This window comes from Mucilaginibacter sp. CSA2-8R (assembly GCF_038806765.1).
In the GTDB taxonomy this organism is placed as follows: domain Bacteria; phylum Bacteroidota; class Bacteroidia; order Sphingobacteriales; family Sphingobacteriaceae; genus Mucilaginibacter.
This window is the reverse complement of the sequence record NZ_CP152389.1, coordinates 2,093,307-2,114,211: the sequence shown is the minus strand read 5'-3', so window position 1 is coordinate 2,114,211 and position 20,905 is coordinate 2,093,307. Positions and strand designations below refer to the sequence as shown.

17 protein-coding genes are annotated in these 20,905 nt (G+C 41.5%); 11 read left to right on the top strand and 6 right to left on the bottom strand.

Annotated elements, in window-relative coordinates; genetic code table 11:
* Nucleotides 1–13 precede the first annotated feature (13 nt).
* The 3 genes from AAGR14_RS08925 to AAGR14_RS08915 form a co-directional block, all read right to left on the bottom strand.
* The gene (locus AAGR14_RS08925; protein WP_342648240.1) at nt 14–1,867 is read right to left on the bottom strand and encodes a Z1 domain-containing protein; all 1,854 of its coding nucleotides are present in this window, start codon (nt 1,865–1,867) and stop codon (nt 14–16) included.
* Nucleotides 1,868–1,946: 79 nt separating this feature from the next.
* Nucleotides 1,947–3,836, bottom strand: a complete 1,890-nt coding sequence (locus AAGR14_RS08920) for a hypothetical protein (RefSeq protein ID WP_342648239.1) — start codon at nt 3,834–3,836, stop codon at nt 1,947–1,949.
* Nucleotides 3,837–4,243: 407 nt separating this feature from the next.
* Complete coding sequence (locus AAGR14_RS08915) at nt 4,244–7,534, bottom strand: hypothetical protein (RefSeq protein ID WP_342648238.1); 3,291 nt, start codon at nt 7,532–7,534, stop codon at nt 4,244–4,246.
* A 268-nt stretch (nt 7,535–7,802) separates the two neighbouring features.
* On the opposite strand from AAGR14_RS08915, the gene AAGR14_RS08910 reads away from it, so the two are divergent.
* The 8 genes from AAGR14_RS08910 to AAGR14_RS08875 all read left to right on the top strand — a co-directional run bounded on the left by AAGR14_RS08910 (nt 7,803) and on the right by AAGR14_RS08875 (nt 13,314).
* The gene (locus tag AAGR14_RS08910) at nt 7,803–8,567 is read left to right on the top strand and encodes a hypothetical protein (RefSeq protein ID WP_342648237.1); all 765 of its coding nucleotides are present in this window, start codon (nt 7,803–7,805) and stop codon (nt 8,565–8,567) included.
* 159 nt (nt 8,568–8,726) lie between these two features.
* Entirely contained in the window at nt 8,727–9,014 is a 288-nt protein-coding gene (locus AAGR14_RS08905; RefSeq protein ID WP_342648236.1) for a helix-turn-helix domain-containing protein, read from the top strand.
* Nucleotides 9,014–9,277: a helix-turn-helix domain-containing protein gene (locus AAGR14_RS08900; RefSeq protein WP_342648689.1), complete on the top strand. Its 264-nt coding sequence runs from the start codon at nt 9,014–9,016 to the stop codon at nt 9,275–9,277. The genes AAGR14_RS08905 and AAGR14_RS08900 overlap by 1 nt, the downstream gene beginning before the upstream one ends.
* Complete coding sequence (locus AAGR14_RS08895; protein ID WP_342648235.1) at nt 9,274–9,582, top strand: hypothetical protein; 309 nt, start codon at nt 9,274–9,276, stop codon at nt 9,580–9,582. The genes AAGR14_RS08900 and AAGR14_RS08895 overlap by 4 nt, the downstream gene beginning before the upstream one ends.
* 189 nt (nt 9,583–9,771) lie before the next feature.
* Entirely contained in the window at nt 9,772–10,149 is a 378-nt protein-coding gene (locus tag AAGR14_RS08890; protein WP_342648234.1) for a hypothetical protein, read from the top strand.
* On the top strand, nt 10,139–11,116 hold the full coding sequence (locus AAGR14_RS08885; RefSeq protein WP_342648233.1) for a relaxase/mobilization nuclease domain-containing protein: 978 nt from the start codon (nt 10,139–10,141) through the stop codon (nt 11,114–11,116). The genes AAGR14_RS08890 and AAGR14_RS08885 overlap by 11 nt, the downstream gene beginning before the upstream one ends.
* Before the next feature lie 37 nt (nt 11,117–11,153).
* A complete protein-coding gene (locus tag AAGR14_RS08880; protein ID WP_342648232.1) occupies nt 11,154–11,756 on the top strand; it encodes a hypothetical protein in 603 nt (200 codons plus the stop codon).
* A gap of 403 nt (nt 11,757–12,159) precedes the next feature.
* Complete coding sequence (locus tag AAGR14_RS08875; RefSeq protein WP_342648231.1) at nt 12,160–13,314, top strand: TlpA disulfide reductase family protein; 1,155 nt, start codon at nt 12,160–12,162, stop codon at nt 13,312–13,314.
* A gap of 36 nt (nt 13,315–13,350) precedes the next feature.
* Here AAGR14_RS08875 and AAGR14_RS08870 read toward each other — a convergent pair whose 3' ends face one another.
* Complete coding sequence (locus AAGR14_RS08870; protein WP_342648230.1) at nt 13,351–13,773, bottom strand: helix-turn-helix transcriptional regulator; 423 nt, start codon at nt 13,771–13,773, stop codon at nt 13,351–13,353.
* A gap of 179 nt (nt 13,774–13,952) precedes the next feature.
* Here AAGR14_RS08870 and AAGR14_RS08865 point away from each other — a divergent pair, with 179 nt between their 5' ends.
* The 3 genes from AAGR14_RS08865 (at nt 13,953) to AAGR14_RS08855 (ending at nt 18,669) form a co-directional block, all read left to right on the top strand.
* Nucleotides 13,953–15,434, top strand: coding sequence for a HEPN domain-containing protein (locus AAGR14_RS08865; protein WP_342648229.1), 1,482 nt, complete (start codon nt 13,953–13,955; stop codon nt 15,432–15,434).
* A 513-nt stretch (nt 15,435–15,947) separates the two neighbouring features.
* On the top strand, nt 15,948–17,738 hold the full coding sequence (locus tag AAGR14_RS08860; RefSeq protein ID WP_342648228.1) for an AAA family ATPase: 1,791 nt from the start codon (nt 15,948–15,950) through the stop codon (nt 17,736–17,738).
* Nucleotides 17,731–18,669, top strand: coding sequence for a hypothetical protein (locus AAGR14_RS08855; protein WP_342648227.1), 939 nt, complete (start codon nt 17,731–17,733; stop codon nt 18,667–18,669). The genes AAGR14_RS08860 and AAGR14_RS08855 overlap by 8 nt, the downstream gene beginning before the upstream one ends.
* A 367-nt stretch (nt 18,670–19,036) precedes the next feature.
* Here AAGR14_RS08855 and AAGR14_RS08850 read toward each other — a convergent pair whose 3' ends face one another.
* Both AAGR14_RS08850 and AAGR14_RS08845 read right to left on the bottom strand, forming a co-directional pair.
* Nucleotides 19,037–19,558: an ORF6N domain-containing protein gene (locus AAGR14_RS08850; protein ID WP_342648226.1), complete on the bottom strand. Its 522-nt coding sequence runs from the start codon at nt 19,556–19,558 to the stop codon at nt 19,037–19,039.
* A gap of 124 nt (nt 19,559–19,682) precedes the next feature.
* Nucleotides 19,683–20,900 (bottom strand): site-specific integrase, encoded by a 1,218-nt coding sequence (locus AAGR14_RS08845; RefSeq protein ID WP_342648225.1) that lies wholly within the window; start codon nt 20,898–20,900, stop codon nt 19,683–19,685.
* Nucleotides 20,901–20,905 lie beyond the last annotated feature (5 nt).

Here is a 20,905-nt window from a genome sequence, read left to right as displayed (position 1 = left end):
AAATGAAGTAAATTTAATTGGTTTTTAAAAATCGGATTCGACCTTGATATTTATAGAATACCCTTCCTTGTCCCATGCCATTCTCAAATACCTTAATATGATGGATTGCATCAGGATACTTTTCGACCTCTAATTGGTCGTTACCCATGAATCCGCGTGTACGAGTGATAGTGGCTCTATCTACTTCGGCACTGTCTCTGTAGCCGGAAATCGTAGATGTTTTATGGACTACAATAGAATCGTCACCCTCCGGTCTGAAACTTTCAATATAATTAATCAAATAAGTGGGCAAACACTCTGTGCCAAGGAGATCTGAAATTTGCTTTATCTTATGAATTGCAGTACCACCGCCGGAAATTATGCTTTCGAGCTCCGTGTTGGGGTAATCAAAAAGCGCAAAACTCATTTCACCTTTATCCACGATTACCCTAGCTTTGTCTATGCTATTGGCCGCTACTGCGGTTACACGGTTATCATCCAGCCAAACAGGTGACTCATTAACTAATTTTCGTGATTCTAATGACAACCTGTGAAAGATAAAACACTTCTGCCAATCGAGAAATAAAGCTTCAGGTATCATTAATTCAAAATACTCTAAATATCTACCACGAGCGCCGAACATTCGTGCACGTTGGATATAAGTATCCTGCTGCAGTTTGCTTACAACGTCGCGAGCAAATAACATAGACAGCAGATTATCAAAGGTCACACCCCTGGATACTATATTTCCACCTATGATAACGGTAAAAGGGGAAGTCGGTGAGGTGCCAGTTCTATTGTCGGCTGCGTTCACGTCTTTATCGCTATTCATTACGACCAGGTTATGCCGCTCACTATTCCCGACGATATACGCTGTCACCTGGTCTTCATGTCCAGGATATCTTGTTTTCGCGAGTTCCCATATGGCCTTTAAATATTTGGCATGATTGGAATTTGTATCTTCTTTAATTGCCTCAAAAATTCCGACCAATTGCCGGTACCCAATGGAGTGATCGGACGTTTTGCCACTAGTATGGATGAGAAGCGAATAATTCTCTTCGGAATTATTGATATTAAGGTAGCCTACATTTACCATAAAGCTGAATAACGCTTTTTGGATAGATTCGCTCATCTCCTGATTCGCAGGCGTAAATGTAAGGCGGTATGGCAAACTGGAAATATTAACCGGAAAGAAAACGTCCTGACCCGTGTATTTGGCGTGTATGGGGAAGTCCAACCAATCATCGTTTTCATTATTGTGCGTATTGTTGAGATCCAATCTGGCCGGCGTAGCCGTTACCCCAATGTAGATACCATGATTGCTAAGAAGCTCACCCGTTAAGTCGTTAATCGTACTCCTTTGTTGACGATTGATCTTGGAATTCGGCGTTGCAAAATCCGCTTCGTCATCTAATACGACAATATTTTTTTGTCCTTTCAATTTGGTAATTAACTTTTGCAGATCCTTCGCATTTTTTTTACAAAAAATGACCCATTCACGATTCCCCAGGTTTATCTCGGGTGCCAGTATCTCGCTGAATTTTTTTGGCGCAGGAGATAAACCAGAACGCTGAAAACGTTCTAAATTTTGACCGAGAAGCTGCACACTATCGTTCATTAGGGCAATAATAATCTTATAGCCCTCATCAAGTAGTCTCGCGGTTAATGCGATCATTAGTTCCGTCTTACCGCTTTGCGGTTCGCCGTAAATCACAAATGATCGACGGTTATTTTTGACATTATTAATGGCACCATCAACGACCGAAGAAATTCTGCCTGTATCCTGTCCGAGATGTTTTAATATTTCGAGTCGCCGTTCATACCTGGTACGGTTAAGGCTAATTGATGTTTCCTTAATCTTGGAAAGATCGAATAAATCAGTTTGCATGGATAAAGTCAATAGGTTATTAAAATAAATTTAGCTAAATATAAAATAGATATTGTGATATAATATAATTTGTAACAATTTATGATTTTCTATTTAATGAAGACCCGTAATGATGCTTATAAAGCGTGACATCATCTCTTAACTTTAGTAAGATCAAGATGAACGTTCTAAGGAAATAATGATAATCTGCCCGTTGTTGATGTTCATCGCGAATGTTCGACCCGTGCAGGTATTTGTTCCTGAGATCTTTGCCGTTCGTATACTCCCTTTTGTTCAGGTAAAAATTAAAGTAGTTCACCTCTTCGCTGGTCAATAATTTGTCAGATGTTCTCAACAGGCCTTCCGCGATCAACCTGTCTATTTCGTCCCGGAAAGGTTTATGATAGTGCCAGTAACTGATGAAACCGTTCTCTCTTAGTTTTCCGGCAACAATGACACGGATGGGATCGGCCATTAGGACCTCCCCGTCGTCATTGATCAGGAGATCGCCAGCTTCCACTGCCTGATCGATGAATTGTTGCTGATAGTCCTCAAAATCCGACCTGTAGACCTTTCCAGCCTCAAAAGCTTTCATTAGGGTCCTGCGGCCATTCGAGTCTTTACGGTCTGCCAGAACACTGTCCTGGTCAAAAAAGTGATATTGGATCGTCCTGATCGACCCATGATCGGAATAAATATATTTTCTTTCTAGCAGGCTGGGGATATCGCTGAAATATACCTGCGAAGAGTCCATCTGAAGCAGTTCATGACTGATCTCCCCGTTTGACACAAAGTTTTTATACTGTTTAAGCAAATATTCCATCTCGGGCGCTAACAACCTAATCTTGTCAACTGGTTTGAGACCCGCATCGGGCATGGAGAATGTTAGTCCTGGGATTTTGAAATAACTATTGAAAAGACCATGAATAACCAGGTGAAGGAGATTTTCAATGGAACGGCCTTTTTTATGCAGGTATAGATCAAAAATCATCAACTGATTCAAAGCATCCATGTCCTTTTTGGCGAAGTACATGCCATACAGATACTCATTTTTCGACTGCATGCCGATCTTTTCAAGGATGTTAAGTTCCGTATGTTTACTTACTAAATTAATAAGCCCTTCCTGGTTAGTATATAAAAAAACAGGGCTAAAGACACTGAAAAGTTTGAGGTCATTCTCAATAGAATCGAAAAAAGCGCCGCCATATACCGTTGTCAATTCTTCCCCTTCACCTTCGAAGATGACAGCTTCCGACTGATCCATATTTAATGCCGCGCGGCCTGATATCTTAATAGAGTTCTCTTCGGTTAGGAGTTCATCCTTGACGCGTTCTGACGTTTGCTTTGCTTTTAATAATAATCGTGGCGGCAGTTTCAGATGTTTCGAGTGAAGCGCCAAGTCAACATAGTTCAAGTTTGGTGACGGAGAATCGAGATAAGCAGCTATGATATCCTGTTTATCCGTGTCATTAAGATCTGTCGGGAAATAATATTCACTTGGTTCATCATGTTTCTGTTCGTAATGGGTAAGCAGTAATTCTGCACTTTCCTCATAGGTTAGCAAAAACGCACGGAGCTCCGTGTTGAAATGTGCCACAATCTGCTTTAGCGGAAGGATGTACCTTACGTGATGTGGGTGAGCATCTAAAATTTTCTCAAATGTCTTACGCTCAATTTTTTTATAAACCTCAAAATATCGAAATACTTCCCAAAAGTTACTACGATTATCAAATTCCAATTCGTCTATAACACCTATGAAATCCTTATCGCGTAAATCATATAGATATTTGCGTAATGTGATAAACGCTGTTTTTATGATTTTCCTGTAAGAGCTTTTTTGAACCTCTGTCCATCTTTCAAGAAATAAGCCGTTCTCAAAATATTGGTGTATATGGTGATATTCTAGCAGCGAATTAAGATTCATCGAGCCAAAATCCGAAATACCTTCCAGGTATCTTTCAGCCTTCTCCAGCATAGGAACTTTCATCATATCACGTTTGCTGAAAAATACAACACGGTCTCTACTCATATAGCTGTTTTTAAGGTAAAAGTAGCGGGATAACGTAGAGAAGCATATTAAAAACTTGGATAGATTCAGCGATGGGGTGAGACAAGATTTGAATCTAGAAAAAAGAGTTCTAATTGCTTTTTAATTCCAAATTATCACGATCATTATAAAGTATTCTGTATTCAACGATATTTTAGTGACAGCATTACTGCCTCAAACGACTTCATATATCCTGTAAGTCGCTTAGTATAATAGTGTCTTTTAAATTTCTATCACTACTCTATTTTATAAGTTGTCTAGAGTGGAATTGCTCTTAAACTAGCGCAATTTCTTCCAATTTCATATGCATAGCTTTTGCGCCGCTTATCTCGTAGGGAAATCCATTGTGACTATAGTAACTGGGTCTTAATTCGATTGATTAGGTCTAAAAAAGATTCCGAACTTTCATTTATGGTTGAATTCTCTATGGAAACCGAAACCTGATCACGAAGGGCGATATGAAGTCTCACGGGCGTTTTTCGTGAGATAATCTCTTCGAATTTAACATTATCGTCTAAGGCAGGTTGTAATAAAGTTTGAATGGCATGTCTATAGACAAGATTTTCCTTGATGTAAGTAACATTAGTTTCAACACTTTTAATGGGTCGCTCCAAGAGGCATAAGGCAAATGACTCGGGGTTATATATTGCTAGTCGGGCTTGACTCAACGCTAGTTTTACAGGGTCAGAAGAGCCGTTAGCCTGGGATTTAAGTTCTATGAAGAAAGATTTTGCGTTAATTCTATTCCTGATCTCAAAATCGTAAGCTCCCTTGCCCTTAAATATGACTTCTGCGTTGATGCTTTCAGTTGCGAGCGCATCTTTGAACACCTGTTCGATCTCTGAACCAATTTGTTTCTTATATTCATAATCCTGCTGCTCATATTGAAGTTCCCTTGCATGCCTTAGGATCGCTTCAATACTGCCCAATTCATTTCCAATTTGAATTAGCTCTTTTAAACTGTTGATATTTATAGAAGATTCTGAAATTTGTGCCAGTACCTCAAGATGTTCCTTATTCCTGAGCATTTTAATGATGTCACCACCAATACTGCTGTTCTCTATTGTTAGAATAAAGAATATGCGGGTAGATAGTTCCTTAAAGCCCGACAAGTAGCGCAAAGCGAGCTCTTTTTGAGTAGAACACCAGTCAATCAGCAAGAGCAGTTGTTCTCGATAATTCTCGTAGGAATCACTGATACGAATTTGGTCCACTTCAATTAATAGTTCAGTTGCCAATTCATCAAACTTTCTGGAATTAGGTAACTTTATTTTAATCTCGTCGGCTAACAATTGGGACGCCCAAGCTTTTTTGGAATTAAACTTTTCAAGTATACCGACGAGGTCATCGTCAAGACGCTGTTCCTCTGTCCCAAAATTACAGATGTCTTCATATGCACACAGCACATATTTTCTATTCGGGACGATATTACCTTCTTTTAGAAAATAGCTATACTCTGTACTGTTATCAAGTAATATCAAATAGCTACCCAGCCAGTTCAGCGCCCCTGTGTGATTGGTTTCCATCAAGTGGGCCAAGCCTTGTATGGAAACAGCATCGGTGATTGTTCTGTTCATCAGTTCGATTAACAGTTTAAAGGCTGGCCTGTAATCAAACTTTGCTGAATTAGCGACAGGCTTGAATTCATCCGGTAAGCGGTAAAGCGATTTTGCTGCGTTGAAGATATTATGTCTAAAAGACAACTGGGATGAATCAGTTCCATCTACCTTTAATATGGAAATGAGTTGTTGCAGGGCATCAGACCTGTCAAGGAACTTGTTATAGACAATGTTGCCTTTTCTTCCACTCTCATTTAGGATCTCATTGATTGCTTCTGTAATATTAGCAATATCGAGCTTTTTGTGATTTAGCACCTTTAAATTGATCTTCCGGTTGATCAGGTCACTCCGCCAGTCCTTATGAGGGTCAAGGTCTTTTAGGATATCAATAAATTCGTCTGGTATCGGCTTGGTCGTATCTTCCTCGAACAATTCGTCCAGCAACTTGAACGCTCCATTCTCATTGGGAATAACAGCAAAATCTTTGAAAAGGTCTGTTTGTTTCTGTTCAATGATGAACGCATATAAGTTACTAAGCCATTCAAAAATATTGACGGGGGGCTGATCCTCCAAAGAATGTAATATGAGCGATTTAATGTCACCCGCTTCAGCGATACCAGTTAGTAAATCCCGCAGGTCAAAATAAAGCTCGGTTCCCCATGAAGCCTTTTCTTCGATAGTGCCAATGTGTACAAGGCTGGTTAGCAGAGAAGCTTTAATTGGAAGATGATCATAACCTAGATAGGCGACGCAGACGTCCCAGAACTTAAGATTGTCATCATTTATTTGACCAAGTCTTGGAAAACGGACAGCTTTTAAATGGGCAGGTCCTTTCGGCGTATCTATGATCTTAGCATCGAGCAAAAAACTGCGGTAATCTTTTTGAATTTCTTGGTACCATACTCTTGCTTGTTCATCGAATTCATAGCCAGGAATCCTGCTTAATGCAACGGTGTACAGATTTGCTGCATTTCGAGCTATAAGGTCATTCACAAAATTTTTTGCAGTATTAAGCGCGGTCTCAATAATTTTCCTGTTATGAGCAGGCTTTTTACTTTTTTCATTTTCTTGGTTTAGCAAGATCCCATCACGCCTTTCGGTCGGGTTCATGGTCTTTCCATTTAATGTGAACGGGAAAGAGAAATTCTCTGTGCCAATCAATGGAAAATCACGATACAGGAACGGCAAGGACGGTTGGCGCTCTACAAGTTGGTTTAAAGAGAAATTGTTTACCTCAGCTGCCAGCGATAAATCGCCCGCATTGTAAATTACGAAATAATTAGCGGATATTGGTTCTCCTTCCTGCTCAATAGTGATCGTAATGTGATCAGTAGAATCGGAAAAAGGTACTGCTTCGCAAGTATATTTAACTACCTTATTTTTTATCCGGTCAACAACCTTAACATTTTTTATCTTGGGAATAAATGCAAGGGTTAGCGGTAGTGTAACGTTCAAATCATCTACGCCAGTGATAGCAGCCTGTTTGGCACTTTCATTTTCTAGGGTATAAATGAACACATTGTCCATGTCCTGTTCTGAACGGTTCTGATGGTAATCAGGTATTGCAGTAAAGAGTTCGTTATCATCGATCTTATCCACAAGCGCTAAAGCCTCGTCTATAGCTGGCATTAGAGCTTCAGATGTTTCACCGGATCTATCAAGTATCAGTTCTATCTTTTTCGGTATTTCCCCTGGTTCCTGTACAACACCTTGAACGGTAATGACATCTGATAGCAAATGGGTTGAAATAAAGCCAGTACCAAATTTTCCGGTCGTTTCTTCGTCGCTGCTGTCCGATGGCTTGGAGCTAACCTGCTGAATGAGACCAGTAAGGTTGTCAATCCTAAACGGATCGCCGTTATGCTTAAATTTTAATTCAGATGCTGTTAATTCAATCTCGATAGAGACACGCTTATAATGATTAGGAATATCCTTCGCATTTTGCATTAATTCCCAAATCCATCGCCGCCTGGACTTTTTACCTTCGTCGCGAACTTGATCCAATATTTGGATCACTTTGTCAGCGGTTAGTTTGAGATTGTTTTTCCCAATACTACTTTTTGCTTTTTCCGAATATGCCATACTGATAAGGTTTGTAGTGCGATTATAATAAATAATGTACTCATACTATAATAATATTTAGTAGTCATGTTGTTGTCAATCCGAATTGGTCGTTTATTAACCGTACTCAGATACATAGGATTTTAGGGAAAAAGTTAATCTTACCGTAGGGAATAATTTACTCTTGTGTAAATTGACTTAAGCTTTAATTATGTTTAAACTTAATTAAAGGATACCCTTTAACTAAAATTTGCCGTATTGCGTAAACATGTTATAAATCTCTTTGCCTATGCCTAACAGATATTTTAAAGCCCGCCAACCCTTCGATTTCCATCCGCACAAATATGATATCGGTATTTTGACCGGATTAAAACGAGGTTATGAGGACAATCTCTTTATTCGCAAGCTTCTGGATTTATCCGAAACGGAATACCCTTTGTATTACAGGCATCATTTAGAATACTTCCTTTCTAAGGAGCCGGACGGTGAGCAAGAGTTTTTCACCTTGGTTTGGCAGATTGTTCAAAGGCGCATAGCGTTCATAGAACAGAAAGACCCGTTCCACACCAGCCATGCGCGGGACGTAGAATTAATCGCTATACTTACTAGCTTTAAGAAATATCTCCGCTCTATTGATCGATGGCATACGGAGAAGACCTTGCCAGAGATAATCGCTGAGCAATATGAGCAGATTCAGCGGCAGTCACAGGAAATTGCGGCCTTAAAAGAAGAACTTAAGGAAGCGCGAAAACTGGAGACAAAGGAATTCATTGATATTGCTGATGGTTACGTTTTAACCTTCCTGGACCTGTGTCAGAAGATGCGTGATTTGATTTTACCGGAAGAAGGCAAAGAGTTGGTCTTTTCTCAAACCGAGATCGTGTGGACCAAAATGATTGCTAAGCACTTCCGGGAAGGTGGCGAGGAAATTAATCACGACACCATCCGCCGGTATTTTCCTGCAAACCGGAAAAAACCGGGAAAAAAATATTCTCCCATCCCAGCAGATATGCAGCTATTTAATATCGTACCTGCGAAGAAGCGGAGTATTTGATAGGCTTTTGTTCCTATGCTTTGCATAACTTATGCTAAACAGCTATAGTTGTCATTTCATATGCCGTTAAGGCATTTTTTCCTTTCGTAAACCCACTCAATTTAACCACGCGAACCTGCGTGGTCATCGCCGCGTGCCGTTATTTTTTTCATTTGTGGCATGACTATCATTAACGACGAAGCTCTGAGCCGCTGCATCCGGGATGCAGTCAGGGCAGAACTACAGGAACATTTTAACAAAGGACGTAATCCGCCGCCCGACAACGAAAGGCTCCTTTCCAAGCAGGAATTGGCCACCGAGTTAGGAGTGTCACTAGTCACACTCACCGACTGGATGAAAAAAGGCTTGCCTTTTCTTCGTCTGCACAAACGCGTCTATTTTAAAAAGAGCCAGGTGCTAAATATCATGCACCAAAACATTACGAATCAGATCAAGGAGGAAAAATGATGAATGTGGAATTAATCACAAGTGAAGACTTGAAGCAATTTAAGAACGAGATGCTCACAGAGATCAACAGACTGATCGGCGCGCCACAAGGTCAAAGCAAGCAATGGCTGAAAAGTGTAGAAGTGCGTAAGCTGCTCAACATCTCGGCGGGCACTTTGCAAAACCTACGGTTAAACGGCACACTGCATTTTACCAAGATTGGCGGTATGCTCTATTACAAACTAGCCGATATCAACAAGCTATTGGAAGGAGGCGCATTATGATAACTGCAGATGTTAAAAGCAACTTTAGTCGCTACAGTAGCTGGATCAAACGCATGGGTACGGACAGCCGGATGCTGGCAACCCACGTCAGCTTGTTTACCGGTTTGTTTGTTTGCTGGCAACGGAGCGGCTTTCAAATCCCATTTACCATCACCCGTAAAACGCTGATGGCTTACAGCCGGATTGCTTCCATTGCTACTTACCACAAGTGCATCAAAGAGCTGGATGAACTTGGTTACATCCGTTATCAACCCTCTTATCATCCGAGGCTTGGCAGCCTCGTCTGGCTACCGAAAAACGGTTGATGAATTGAAATAAGTAAAAGGAGATTTATTACATGCAGCTATATGGATATAGCGGAGGAAAACTATACGGCCTGTAAGGAGCGAGTTAATGTTGTTGCTATACAAAAACCCGGATACACCCTGAAGGGATGATCCGGAACTCGCTCCCGTTGGTCGGTATTTAAAGAAGATTCAGAAAGGAATTAGCTGATGACACCACTAACAGAAAAGAGCAATTTGCAAAAAAAACGAACGCCGGGCAGACCTAAAAAAGCGATCAGCCGGAGCAGTATATTGATGGTCCGATTGACGTCAACCGAACGGCTGCTCATCGAAGAACGGGCTAAGAAAGCAGGCATTAAGCCGAGCGAATGGTTTCGCAGGGCAGCCAAAAGCGCGAAGGTTTTTCCGCGCTTTACTACCGAAGAAACCGCCTGGTTCCGGATGCTGTCGGGACTGGCCAACAATTTTAATCAGTATGTGCACCTGGCACATACCAATGGGTTGCTATCGATGGCCATAAAGGGACAAGCAGTAATCAGGCAGATAGAAGAGCTGTTAACCAAACTCAATAAACATGATGGGTAAGCCAATCACCGGCAGGAGCTTTGGCGGCTGTGTCCGTTATGTGGTCGAGCGGCAGGAAGCGAAGATATTACATGCTGAAGGCGTACGAATGCAGAATGCCATCCAGCTTATTCAGGACTTTAACCTGCAACGCAAGATGCGTCCGGAGTTAGGTAAAGCAGTCGGGCACCTCATTTTGAGTTGGAGCAAGGAAGACCTAGCTAAGCTCAGCGATGCTATCATGGTGGAACGGTCAAAGGAGTACATGGAAAAGGTAGGCATCCGCAACACACAGTTTGTTGTAGTCCGTCACACGGATAAAGCACACCCACACCTGCACCTCATCTATAACCGGGTGGATAATAACGGCAGGACGATCAGCGATAAGAACAACTTTGCCAAGAACGTGAAAGCCTGCAAGGAGATCACCTTGAAATACGGCTACCATTTGGGCCAAGGTAAGGAACAGGTGAACCGGCAGGCGCTACGTGGCAAAGAGAAGGTCAGATACGAGTTGTATGATGCGATTAAGACTGCCATGAAGATAGCCACTAACTGGAAAGATTTAGAAGCAAAGCTAGCAAAGCAAGGTGTTGCCATCACTTACAAATATCGGAGCGGCACTGGTGAAGTACAGGGTATCTCTTTTGAAAAAGGGGAACTGAAAATGAAAGGCTCGGCTATTGACCGCAGCCTGAGTTATGCCAGGATCAATGCTGCTTTAAACCAGAATAGGAAAGTACAGATGTACCAGGCGACAAAACAGAGTGACGAACCATCACTGGCCAGTCAGTTAAGAGACGCTATACGGCACGAAGGACAACATGAACATCAGCACTATTATGGTGGTGGTAAAAGCCTTTTAGATATCCTATTGACACCTGAGTTTATACCAGCTGGGCCTGATCCTACAGGCGAAGCAGAGGAAGCACGCAGAAGGCGAAGGAAACGTAAGGGGCAGCAGCAGGCACAAGGACCACGGCTGTAAACGAAGGGTATAGACAATTAACTTAAAATTGATTGACATGCAAAAGGAAGAAATAGAAGAAAAAGTAACAATGATGGAGGAGCTGTTTCAAGGCTTAATAGGGCGGATTGACGTACTTGAAATCGGTATGGCGGACTTTCTGAAAGCGTTCATGGAGCAGTATCGTAATGTGTTGGAAAGCATTGCTGCTCGTGTTGAGACTGCTAACAAGCGTTACGACGAAAGTAAGATACAGGCCAACATAGATGAGTTGACAAAGGTAGTTGCCAATATGCCTAAGGTGATTACCGTCAGGAATACGCACCATTTCGGTGCTTGGTCAAAGAGCTTGATTATCTGTGTCGTGATTGCCTTCGTTTTTAGTGCCGGTTCTGTAGGAACAGCGCTTTACTTTAATCATCAGAATAACCGGCTAAACAGTGAAGCTTATAACTTTTGGTTAGTTAGGGCATTGTATCCCGAAGTATCGAAAACTATTGATGGAAAGTTGGCTGAAGATCCAAACGCCTTTATACATCATGCAGAAAAGGCTATGGTGAAACAGCAGGCTATTATCGCAGCAGAAGCCGAGGCAAAGCAGGTGGAGCAGCAGCAAAAAGCGGCTAAACAGAGGTTGGAGAAGGTTAAATCAGGTAAGTAGAGGAGTATGATTGTCCCGATGTGGCTGCGGCAGGTTGCTGCATTGCACCACGCGCTTTGCGCCGGTTTCATTCCGCAATTAGCCTTGCCCACCCACGCAGGCAAGTATTCGTACCTCATACACGCCTGCCAGCCCTGCGCACGTATAAGGAAAAAAAGTCACAGCACCGCCATCACAAAGATAGCTACGCAGGAAAACAGTCAAGGGTGTATAAACAACGGCTAATCGCCGTTGCCCTTGACAGTTTCCCTGCTTTTAGCTCCGGCTGTTTAAGCGATGCAATGACCACCAATGTTTGTATCCTATCCTAAGGGAATTCATTAACAAATAGAGATGAACTAATTTCTTAGGTAACATTTTCGCTATCCTTTAATTGAGAATACAAATTTCCATAAATTGCGGTATGAGAAGCTTTATGTTAATGATTATCGGGCTATTCATATTCTACCCATTTGCGAAGGCTCAGCAAAATCCTGCATCAACTTTGAAACGAGCTGTCGAAGTTGGAGAAAAGCCTCGCTTCATCAGCTATACTGCTACTACTGTAAAGAAAAACATATTTAGTGATAACGATACCTCTGTTACCCGAATCAGTGAAACCTTAACCAGAAGTGCTCAGCGAAAGATCGTAGCTCAAAACACGACCAATTCTGATCGTTTTGGCCATCCAGTTTTTCGCGATGTATTCATTCACGACACACTTTACACTCTCGATTTTAGAGATAGTGTTTACTCGTTCCAAGTACATCCCAAAACAGTCATAGGCTCCCTAACCGATTATCTGGAAGAACTTAAGTATGTGATTGACAGAATACCATCCTTGGTTCAGCAACGACCTGATACTGTCATTGATCGTAGAATTTGCTATAGTTTCTTCGTTAAAAGGTACGATACAGTTGTGAACAACAACCACGATTTTACTCATCTTTACTTCTACCTTGATGAAAAAACACTGTTGCCTGTTTATACCAAAGAGCTGGGTGCAGGTAGTGCCAGCAAGGGTGGTTACAGCCTTGGCAGGGTCAATGTCTTCAATGAACGGCGTTTCGCAAATTTCAAAATCGGCCAAGTCCCTAACGCTACTACATTTAAATTTGATAAGGTTGGTTTTGACGTGGAGAATAAGCAAATGCTTGAAAATGGAAGCGTCGCTCCTTTGATCCAGGTAGCCAATCTGACCGGTAAAAAGGTTTCACCTGAAGAATTCAAAAACAAAACATTACTGATAGAATTCGGCTCCACAACTTGCGGCGCTAATCCTCTTGCTATACCCATGTTAAACAGACTGGCTGAAAAGCACAAAGCATCTGAAGTTACAATTCTTAGTATTTATTCCGACGAAACGACAAAGCAGATCAGGGATTACGTAGATGCCAACAACATTAACGTTCCAATTTATAAAGGAAACATTAAGCTCAAAAAAAGCTTTAAAACCGTCGGTACGCCTAATTTTTATTTGATTGATAAAAACGGACTTGTTGTAAGGGCATTTCACGGTTACAGCGATACACTGGAAAATGAACTGACATTGGCCATTAACGAACTGAAAGGCAACTGATTTGATTTCTCAATCCAAATTACACGGATATAAAAACTAACTTTTGCTTTTTAAAAGTTCAACCTTTTCGCGTTCGCTGGCTAACAATTGCTCATACAGCCTTTTATTTTCTTCAAATAATTCGATGAGTTTATCTATAGGGTTGAATGTGCAGTTATAATTAACAGTAGGACCACCGTGGATAACTGCATTATCATAGTTGTTTTGTATGTTATGAATAGCTGTCTCCTCGTCAAAATTTTTGATAGCTTCAACAGGTACTTTAAGTATAGCGGCTACCTGAGCGAGAATATCTTCCTCGATAATTTCTTTTGCTTCTAACAACGAAACTCGTTTTTGGCTCCAGTCATCGCCCATCGCTAAAGCAAGCGCTTCCTGTTTCAATCCCAGCATCTCGCGAAAACGTTTCACATTGCGGCCCTGGTGAATATTTTTTGGTGTATCGGTAGCTGTACTCATGACAAAAACGGTTGGTTAGGCAAATGTATGAAAATTTAAAGTTTCAAGTAAGCTGTTTCATAGAGCCTGCACAAGCATAAATTATCCTGCTGCCACACTTCGTTAGAAAGCTACAGAATAGGTTAGAAATGTGCGCATGCGGTCATTTGTCTTGTTAGCAACAATGCGGCAAAAAGACCATGAGTATATATCTAGGCACCATTGCACCATGGGAGCAGTATCCCAAACATTTGCGATTCAGCGAGATCGTAAATCCCTTAAAAGTCATCACCGATTTCTTCAGTTCCGGCTGGCCGAACGACCATCGTCAGGATTTAAAGGAATGGCGGTATTATGTATTAAATGACAAGTTCTACAAAGACCGGCACGGCCCCGGCCATGTGTTATTCATCTATGATCAAACCGTGCAGTTGATTGAAGCCATGCACTTGTTATTGCTTAAAAATAGTGACAGGTGGCGAAAACTGGAGGATGTTACCGAAAAGCAGATAGATGAGGAAAAGAAGGAATGGATCTATTTCCCGAATAACCTTACTGCAAAGGAGCTTGCCAACCCCTACAAAGCAATAAAAAAGTGCTTTAAGAAGCTCAGCCCACAGGAGTATCGTGATTATTTGAAAGAATGGCTGCACGCCTCATTATGTAACAGTGCTGCTGACGAAACCCTAATGGCAGGTGAGATCATCGAGGTGTATGATAATATCCGTAAGCTTTATTCGGCAGCCTGGCTTATTCATCAGCGTGAAACGGATGATACGATCACACACAAATCATGGTGTAACAGCAAAGTTGAGAAAGAGCCAGCACCGACAGCCATTGCAGGTGAGCTATCACCCTTAAAAGACCTGAACCCTCAATTGACCAAAGCTGAAAAGCTTGGTATTGAAGCAGTAAAAAACTTAATTGTTGAGCGTGTGCCTTCAGTATTCATGATATACCTGGTCGGTACACATTCAGATCCCTTTACTTATTATCTGCTGGTATTAATTGATGACAATGAGAAAACACCAGAACACGAGATTGCCAATAAAATAGAAGATAATTGCCGATACTTAGCATCGGTTTTTGCCATCGTTCACAAGCTATCCAGCGCCAAAGGGGCATTAATGAAGGACAGACGTTTCTGGCATAATACTCTTTACAAAAGCGTTAATATTTACAGAGCACCCGATGTGGAACTAACAGGCGTACATGCGATAGACAACAGCGTATGGTTAGAACGAGCACAGCGTGATTGGAACAGATGGGGCATACAGGGTAAAAACTTTATTAAAGGCGCCATAAGATACATCGAGGATGCAAATTACAATCTAGCCCTCTTTTGTTTACATCAGGCAGCCGAGAGCAGTCTTATTGGCATTATAACGGCGGTTCTTGGCTACCGTACGAATGGGCATAGCCTTGCAAGAAAAATCAAAATGACCTTACTGTTTACTAATGAAATTAAAGATGTGCTTAAACTTAATACGCCGAAAGGAGTAAGGATATTTACACTATTGCAATCTGGTTATGCCGAAGCAAGATATAAGAGTGAGTTTAAAGCGGATGAAGAATCTGTAAAGCTGTTGAAGGAAAAGGTGGGCTTGCTATTGGATAAGATCGAGCAAGTGTATCAAGAATTTTTAAAGGAAAAATCCGCTCCATTAAGCACCGGCAAATAATAGCGGCGGACGACTTAGTTTCTCAAGCCGCCCTGCTTACTGCCAATATTCATTCACATCGATGATTAAGCATGCTCCAATAAAAAAGCGGCAATGTTATCTAGCTTTTGAAACTGACTATTGCTTTTTGCAAACTCGTTGCGCTTTTCACTATTCAGAATTTAATGGTTATGATCTTTGGATACCTTTCCCATGCCCATATTAAATTAAACGCCCTAAGCCTCACCGTTGTACTTTGACCTTAGCAGTGCTATTTGCCAACAAAAAGACCTAGGGCACCGAGGGGAAGAACTGAAGAACTATAAGTCCCGTAGGGTGGACGCAACGTAGCGCAGAACAGTATGCGTTGGCACGGTCAGGCCGTTACGAACTCCAAGTCCTTTTTTTTCCTCTTTCTGAGAAATAGTATTTTAATAGATATCTTCCGGTTCAACCCGGAAGATATCAGAAAAGTGCCGGGCTCAATAAAGCGATTTAATACCTGTTGATTATTTATCTTTAGCGGGAATTATTATGAAAATTAAACCGAAGTCACGTCCATACATGAACCGACTGCTATATATTTATATAGAAGGATTAGATGGCTATGAGCCGTTCGACCTAAACCTAAGTCATAAGTTCGAAATGCGTTTTGATGGCGAAAAAATTGCGATGGCGGTCAAAGATGACCTTTATCAATCTCTGCTGGGAGATTTTGTAGATGACATCAATGTGATCGCAGGTAGTAACGGTGTAGGCAAGTCCACCTTATTGCGACGTTTAGCCTATCTATTAGCCGAGTCGGAAGATGAGGATGATGAACTTTCATTCTATGCTTTGCTGGTTTACCAAACAGCTGAGAAGGAAATCAACATCTTTTCATACATGGACAACGATGAACCGATTGAGCCCATTCTCAGCGAGGAGATGCGAGATTATAAAATATATTATCAATACAATCCTCCAAACCTGGCGCGCCGCATCATTTATTATTCTCCATTCCTTGACTTCAATCTCCTAGAACTCCCAACAGACAAGGACGATCCAACAGTTTTTGATATTTCACAAACTGCGGTTATCATGGATGATCTGGAAAATAATGACCAGATCATGGAGATCCAGACCTCACTGGTCTACCACAAATTAAAGAACAGCCGTCGGCAGTTGACTTTTGTGAACGCTGCCCGGGATAGGTTCCAACTACCGTTCAAATTGCCTCAGCATGTATATATCGCCTTTAAACGTCTATCTCCGGATAAAAATGACATTTCGGTTGGCGATAACAGCTTGTTTGATCAACTACAAGCTTTTTGCGCCACACATTTTCGTGAATATCCCGAAAATAAAATGCCTCGTGAATTGATGGCGCAATTGATGTTCCTGCGAAATCTGTTGACCGCCTATTTTTTAGCGATAAATGCGAACAAATCTCAAAACATCCTAAACCACCGCTTTCCAAAAGAGCTAGAAACAAAGCTATTGGCATATAACGGTAATGAGCCTGCTCTGCTGCGCGATCTTTTAGTGGAATTCTTTGAGCAAGAGGATGTGTTCGTAGAAAGTCTATTTCGGGAATTGATCGATCTCGTAGACGAAATGATCTTTGATAAAGGCACGAGGATCCATTTTAGGGACACTAACAATGCGTTGTTTCTTGGCGTCTCCACGGATGCACCCTTTGTTGGTCGTTTAACAACACTGATCGATCGTGTGCAGAATTCGACAAATGCTCGCCTTTTAACGGAGCCCCTTTATAAATTGGTAAATTTTGAGTGGCAGAATTTCAGTAGTGGGGAGAAGATGTTTCTTGATCTGTTTTCGCGGTTCTATGATGTAATCGGCAAAGTCAAAACGGATGAACGCTCATTGGTCATTCTGATAGATGAGGGTGAGATGGGTTTCCATCCCAGTTGGCAAATCAAATATGTCCGGTACTTGTGTGATTTCTTCAATGAGTTAAGTGGCGGGCACCGAATGCAATTGATCTTAACAACCCATTCTCCGCTTGTCTTGTCGGACTTCCCCAGAGAGCATGTGCATCTCTTTAAATTAGAAAATGACAGACGGGTAAAAATGCCATCAATTGGTACGTTCGTTCAAAACGTAAGCGCGCTGTTGGCAGATGACTTTTTCATCGAATCGGCTTTAGTCGGAGAACTTGCCCGGGCATATGTGGAACGCGTTATTCAGATGATAAATAACCGGGATGATCTGGTCGGAGCCAATGACCAAGGCAAAAGAATTGAAGAGGCGATCGACCGTATTGATGACCCTCTTGTAAGAAATCTACTTTATAAATCTTTAACAGGTAAGCGAAATGATTAAACTGATCGCTCCACCTCATCTGATGAAGGTTTATTTGAAACGGCATTGTGACAAGCTACTTCCATTGATCAGGACCAGATTGGATCAGCCGGAAAACCTATGTCTAAAGGACCATTTCAAGACCGATGGTGAAATACTAGAGATCTTAGCTGCTAAGCCGAACGACCTTGTGCCGCTTCATGAAAAAATAGTGAGCGATCTTGAAAAACTTCATCTACCCGTGAAGGTTTGGACCGCGCTGGAAAAGGCTTTTAACGAGACAGAATTTTTTCGAAAGGAAAGGGTCAGGTATAATGCTTATACGCTTGTTCGTTCATTGAAGCAACCGACATGTCTGTACTGCAATATTCACCAGATCGCACCGGTGTACTTGGAAAAGAAGATCTCACGGCCACCGATTGACCATTTCTTTGCATCAGACCTATATCCCGGATTAAGCTTGTCTTTTTATAACCTGATACCCGCTTGTACGGCTTGCAATACCATCAAGTCAAATAAGCCGACCAGTACGGTGACGCATACGCATCCCTATTTACTAGGTTTCGGTGACGACTGTATGCTTACGCTAAGCAATTTTCGCAACCTGGACGACTTGACGGGAAAGAAAATAAAGCCATTCAAGATTGTCTTCGACAATCCGACCATTGACAAGAGATATGAGGGGAATATCAGCTTATTTGCGCTGGCACCCACCTACCAGACCTATCGCGGTAAGGCGCATTGGGTGATGCGTACTATGGATCAACGTTCCAAAGCTGCAGTCGACAGTGCGCTAAAACTTGTGCCAGGTGTAACAGATGTAAACTATTGGGATGTATTTGGTGTCGATTATGAGATAGAGGCACATAAGCGGTCTCCGTATTCAAAGCTTACCCGTGATCTTGTCCGGCAGTATGCAAGCCAGGAAATAAAAACGTTGTTGAGTATTTAAAAATAAAGCTCCTCAATGGACGCAACTAACTGTAAGCCGGCGTTGTGAGAAAAACCGGCTCTAAGAATAAGACCTACCTACATGATTTAAGTTTATCTGAATTTTACAGTTGTAAGCTAAACTGCAACAAAGTTATGATCAGCTAAAATTATTTACTAGCGTCATCATCTGTTGCTTCCCACGTCGCCGTCCTGTTTAGCCTTTCGGTAGTCGGCGATAAATGATTAAATATTTAGTTGGAAAATAAAATAAGAAGGATGTGCTTGATTAGTTGAAGTATTGCTTTCAGAATAGGTAACGCTAACTTGGTCATAAATGTAAAGGGGTCACAAATTGTGACCCCTTGGGTATCAAATTTTGTGATACCTTATTTTTTGAATTTAAAGCCTATCGGCTCTCGAGGCTCATTCTTTTGCTGTATCAATTGTTTCAAGGCCTGAAATATTGCCGTAATATCTTCATCGTGTTGAACGACTAATTTTTCGAGTTGTTCGAATTTAAGCAGCAAATCTTTTTGAGAGATAAGCATTTCTCGGAATTTGACAAACACCTCAATTATTTTAATACTCATCGCTATTGCCTGCTGACTCTTAATGACGTTTGCAAGCATTAGAATGCCGTGTTCACTAAAAGCGTAAGGCAAAGATCCGCCTAATGACTGGCGTGAAGGTATCGCATTTTGCGATACCATAGAGTCTACTTCTTTATCAGAAAGTTGAAACATGAAATGCTGTGGAAAACGATCAAGATTTCGTTTAACCTGTTGTCTTAAACGTTTTGGCATAGTTCCATACATTTGGGCCAAATCTTTGTCCAACATCACTTTAATTCCTCTGATAAGAAATATTTTTTCAGCAATCTCCTGATCGCGCGTGCTAAGTTCTTCCATTTTTAATGTTTTAAAATGATTTTAATTTTTAGCTCCAGCATTTTTGATATTTATCTGTGCTGCCAAGCTGAAAGTAACTTGATGTTACAAAATGAAACATCAAATGTCGTGTTGTTTTATCGAGCTAGCTGGTTTGCAGCTTCTTTCGTAGTGCTCCCATATCTTCACCAACTTTGAGATCTAAAATCCGTGCGTAGTGCTGAGTGGTTTTAATGTTGGTATGTCCAAGCATTTTAGATACGCTTTCAATAGGCACACCGTTTAATAGGGTGACGGTGGTAGCAAATGTGTGCCGTGCTATATGGAAAGTCAGGTCTTTGTCTATACCGCACAGGTCCGCTATTTCCTTTAAGTAGGCATTCATTTTCTGATTGCTCAGTATCGGCAAAAGCCGGTCCTCAATTTCGCATTGGGGATGATCCCGATATTTCTCGATGACGGATAGTGCGTAAGGTAATAAAGGAATGCGCGACGGGGTGTCAGTTTTTTGACGGCTTGTAAAGATCCATTGCTCTCCATCAAAGCCGCGAACAATTTCAGAGCGTTTTAACTTTTGTACGTCCACATATGCCAAGCCGGTATAGCAACTGAACAAAAAAATGTCTCTCACCTGATCCAGCCTGGTACCCACAAATTTTTTAGAGGCCATCAAGTCAAGCTCTTCTTTGGAAAGAAAAGGTCGGTCAACTTTTTTGATCCGGATCTTGTAATTTAAGAATGGGTTGATTGTTATCCACCCGTTGGCAAGGCAGATACGCACAATCTTTCCGAAGTTCTTAATATACTTAAACGCCGAGTTATTATTGCACTTCCTTACAGACCGGAGGTAAAACTCAAATTCGGTAATAAAATGGTGATCTATCTGTTTAACCCGGATATCTTTCTTATTGTACTTCCATTGCATAAAGTCAATGGTATGTTTTAAGGTAGTTTCATACCGAGTTGCAGTTGCGGGGGCAAACTCTCGGTTAACCAAGGCCATCACTTTTCGGTTATGCTCTTGAAAAACCTCCACTAACATCATTGGTTTTTCAACTTTACCTTGATATCGGTTTTTGATTTTCTCAGCCGTAATCTCCTCGTCGTAGTCCTTAAGATAACGAGCCGTGTCGTTAATCTTCATCTCGAGTCTGCTGAGATTTGAGTTAATTTCTTCAATGTCGGACGTTCTTCCTTTCGCTCGTCCTTCAGTTGGATCCCATAGCTTGGGCTCGATTCTTGCACCGGTTGCAATTTCTACCCGTTTTCCGTCCACAGTTATCCTCATGTAAACCGGAACTTTCTGCTCTTTGGCATTTGCTCTCTTTTTCAGATAAAAGAGAATAGCGACATTTTTCGTCATAAAAA

What these genes read in the sequence shown, in the direction of transcription:
- AAGR14_RS08885 (WP_342648233.1), top strand. Translation starts at nt 10,139, where the DNA reads ATGATGGGTAAGCCAATCACCGGCAGGAGCTTTGGCGGCTGTGTCCGT.
- AAGR14_RS08910 (WP_342648237.1), top strand. Translation starts at nt 7,803, where the DNA reads ATGCCTAACAGATATTTTAAAGCCCGCCAACCCTTCGATTTCCATCCG.
- AAGR14_RS08865 (WP_342648229.1), top strand. Translation starts at nt 13,953, where the DNA reads ATGAGTATATATCTAGGCACCATTGCACCATGGGAGCAGTATCCCAAA.
- AAGR14_RS08855 (WP_342648227.1), top strand. Translation starts at nt 17,731, where the DNA reads ATGATTAAACTGATCGCTCCACCTCATCTGATGAAGGTTTATTTGAAA.
- AAGR14_RS08895 (WP_342648235.1), top strand. Translation starts at nt 9,274, where the DNA reads ATGATAACTGCAGATGTTAAAAGCAACTTTAGTCGCTACAGTAGCTGG.
- AAGR14_RS08915 (WP_342648238.1), bottom strand. Translation starts at nt 7,534, where the DNA reads ATGGCATATTCGGAAAAAGCAAAAAGTAGTATTGGGAAAAACAATCTC.
- AAGR14_RS08925 (WP_342648240.1), bottom strand. Translation starts at nt 1,867, where the DNA reads ATGCAAACTGATTTATTCGATCTTTCCAAGATTAAGGAAACATCAATT.
- AAGR14_RS08890 (WP_342648234.1), top strand. Translation starts at nt 9,772, where the DNA reads ATGACACCACTAACAGAAAAGAGCAATTTGCAAAAAAAACGAACGCCG.
- AAGR14_RS08900 (WP_342648689.1), top strand. Translation starts at nt 9,014, where the DNA reads ATGAATGTGGAATTAATCACAAGTGAAGACTTGAAGCAATTTAAGAAC.
- AAGR14_RS08875 (WP_342648231.1), top strand. Translation starts at nt 12,160, where the DNA reads ATGAGAAGCTTTATGTTAATGATTATCGGGCTATTCATATTCTACCCA.
- AAGR14_RS08850 (WP_342648226.1), bottom strand. Translation starts at nt 19,558, where the DNA reads ATGGAAGAACTTAGCACGCGCGATCAGGAGATTGCTGAAAAAATATTT.
- AAGR14_RS08905 (WP_342648236.1), top strand. Translation starts at nt 8,727, where the DNA reads ATGACTATCATTAACGACGAAGCTCTGAGCCGCTGCATCCGGGATGCA.
- AAGR14_RS08870 (WP_342648230.1), bottom strand. Translation starts at nt 13,773, where the DNA reads ATGAGTACAGCTACCGATACACCAAAAAATATTCACCAGGGCCGCAAT.
- AAGR14_RS08860 (WP_342648228.1), top strand. Translation starts at nt 15,948, where the DNA reads ATGAAAATTAAACCGAAGTCACGTCCATACATGAACCGACTGCTATAT.
- AAGR14_RS08920 (WP_342648239.1), bottom strand. Translation starts at nt 3,836, where the DNA reads ATGATGAAAGTTCCTATGCTGGAGAAGGCTGAAAGATACCTGGAAGGT.
- AAGR14_RS08845 (WP_342648225.1), bottom strand. Translation starts at nt 20,900, where the DNA reads ATGACGAAAAATGTCGCTATTCTCTTTTATCTGAAAAAGAGAGCAAAT.
- AAGR14_RS08880 (WP_342648232.1), top strand. Translation starts at nt 11,154, where the DNA reads ATGCAAAAGGAAGAAATAGAAGAAAAAGTAACAATGATGGAGGAGCTG.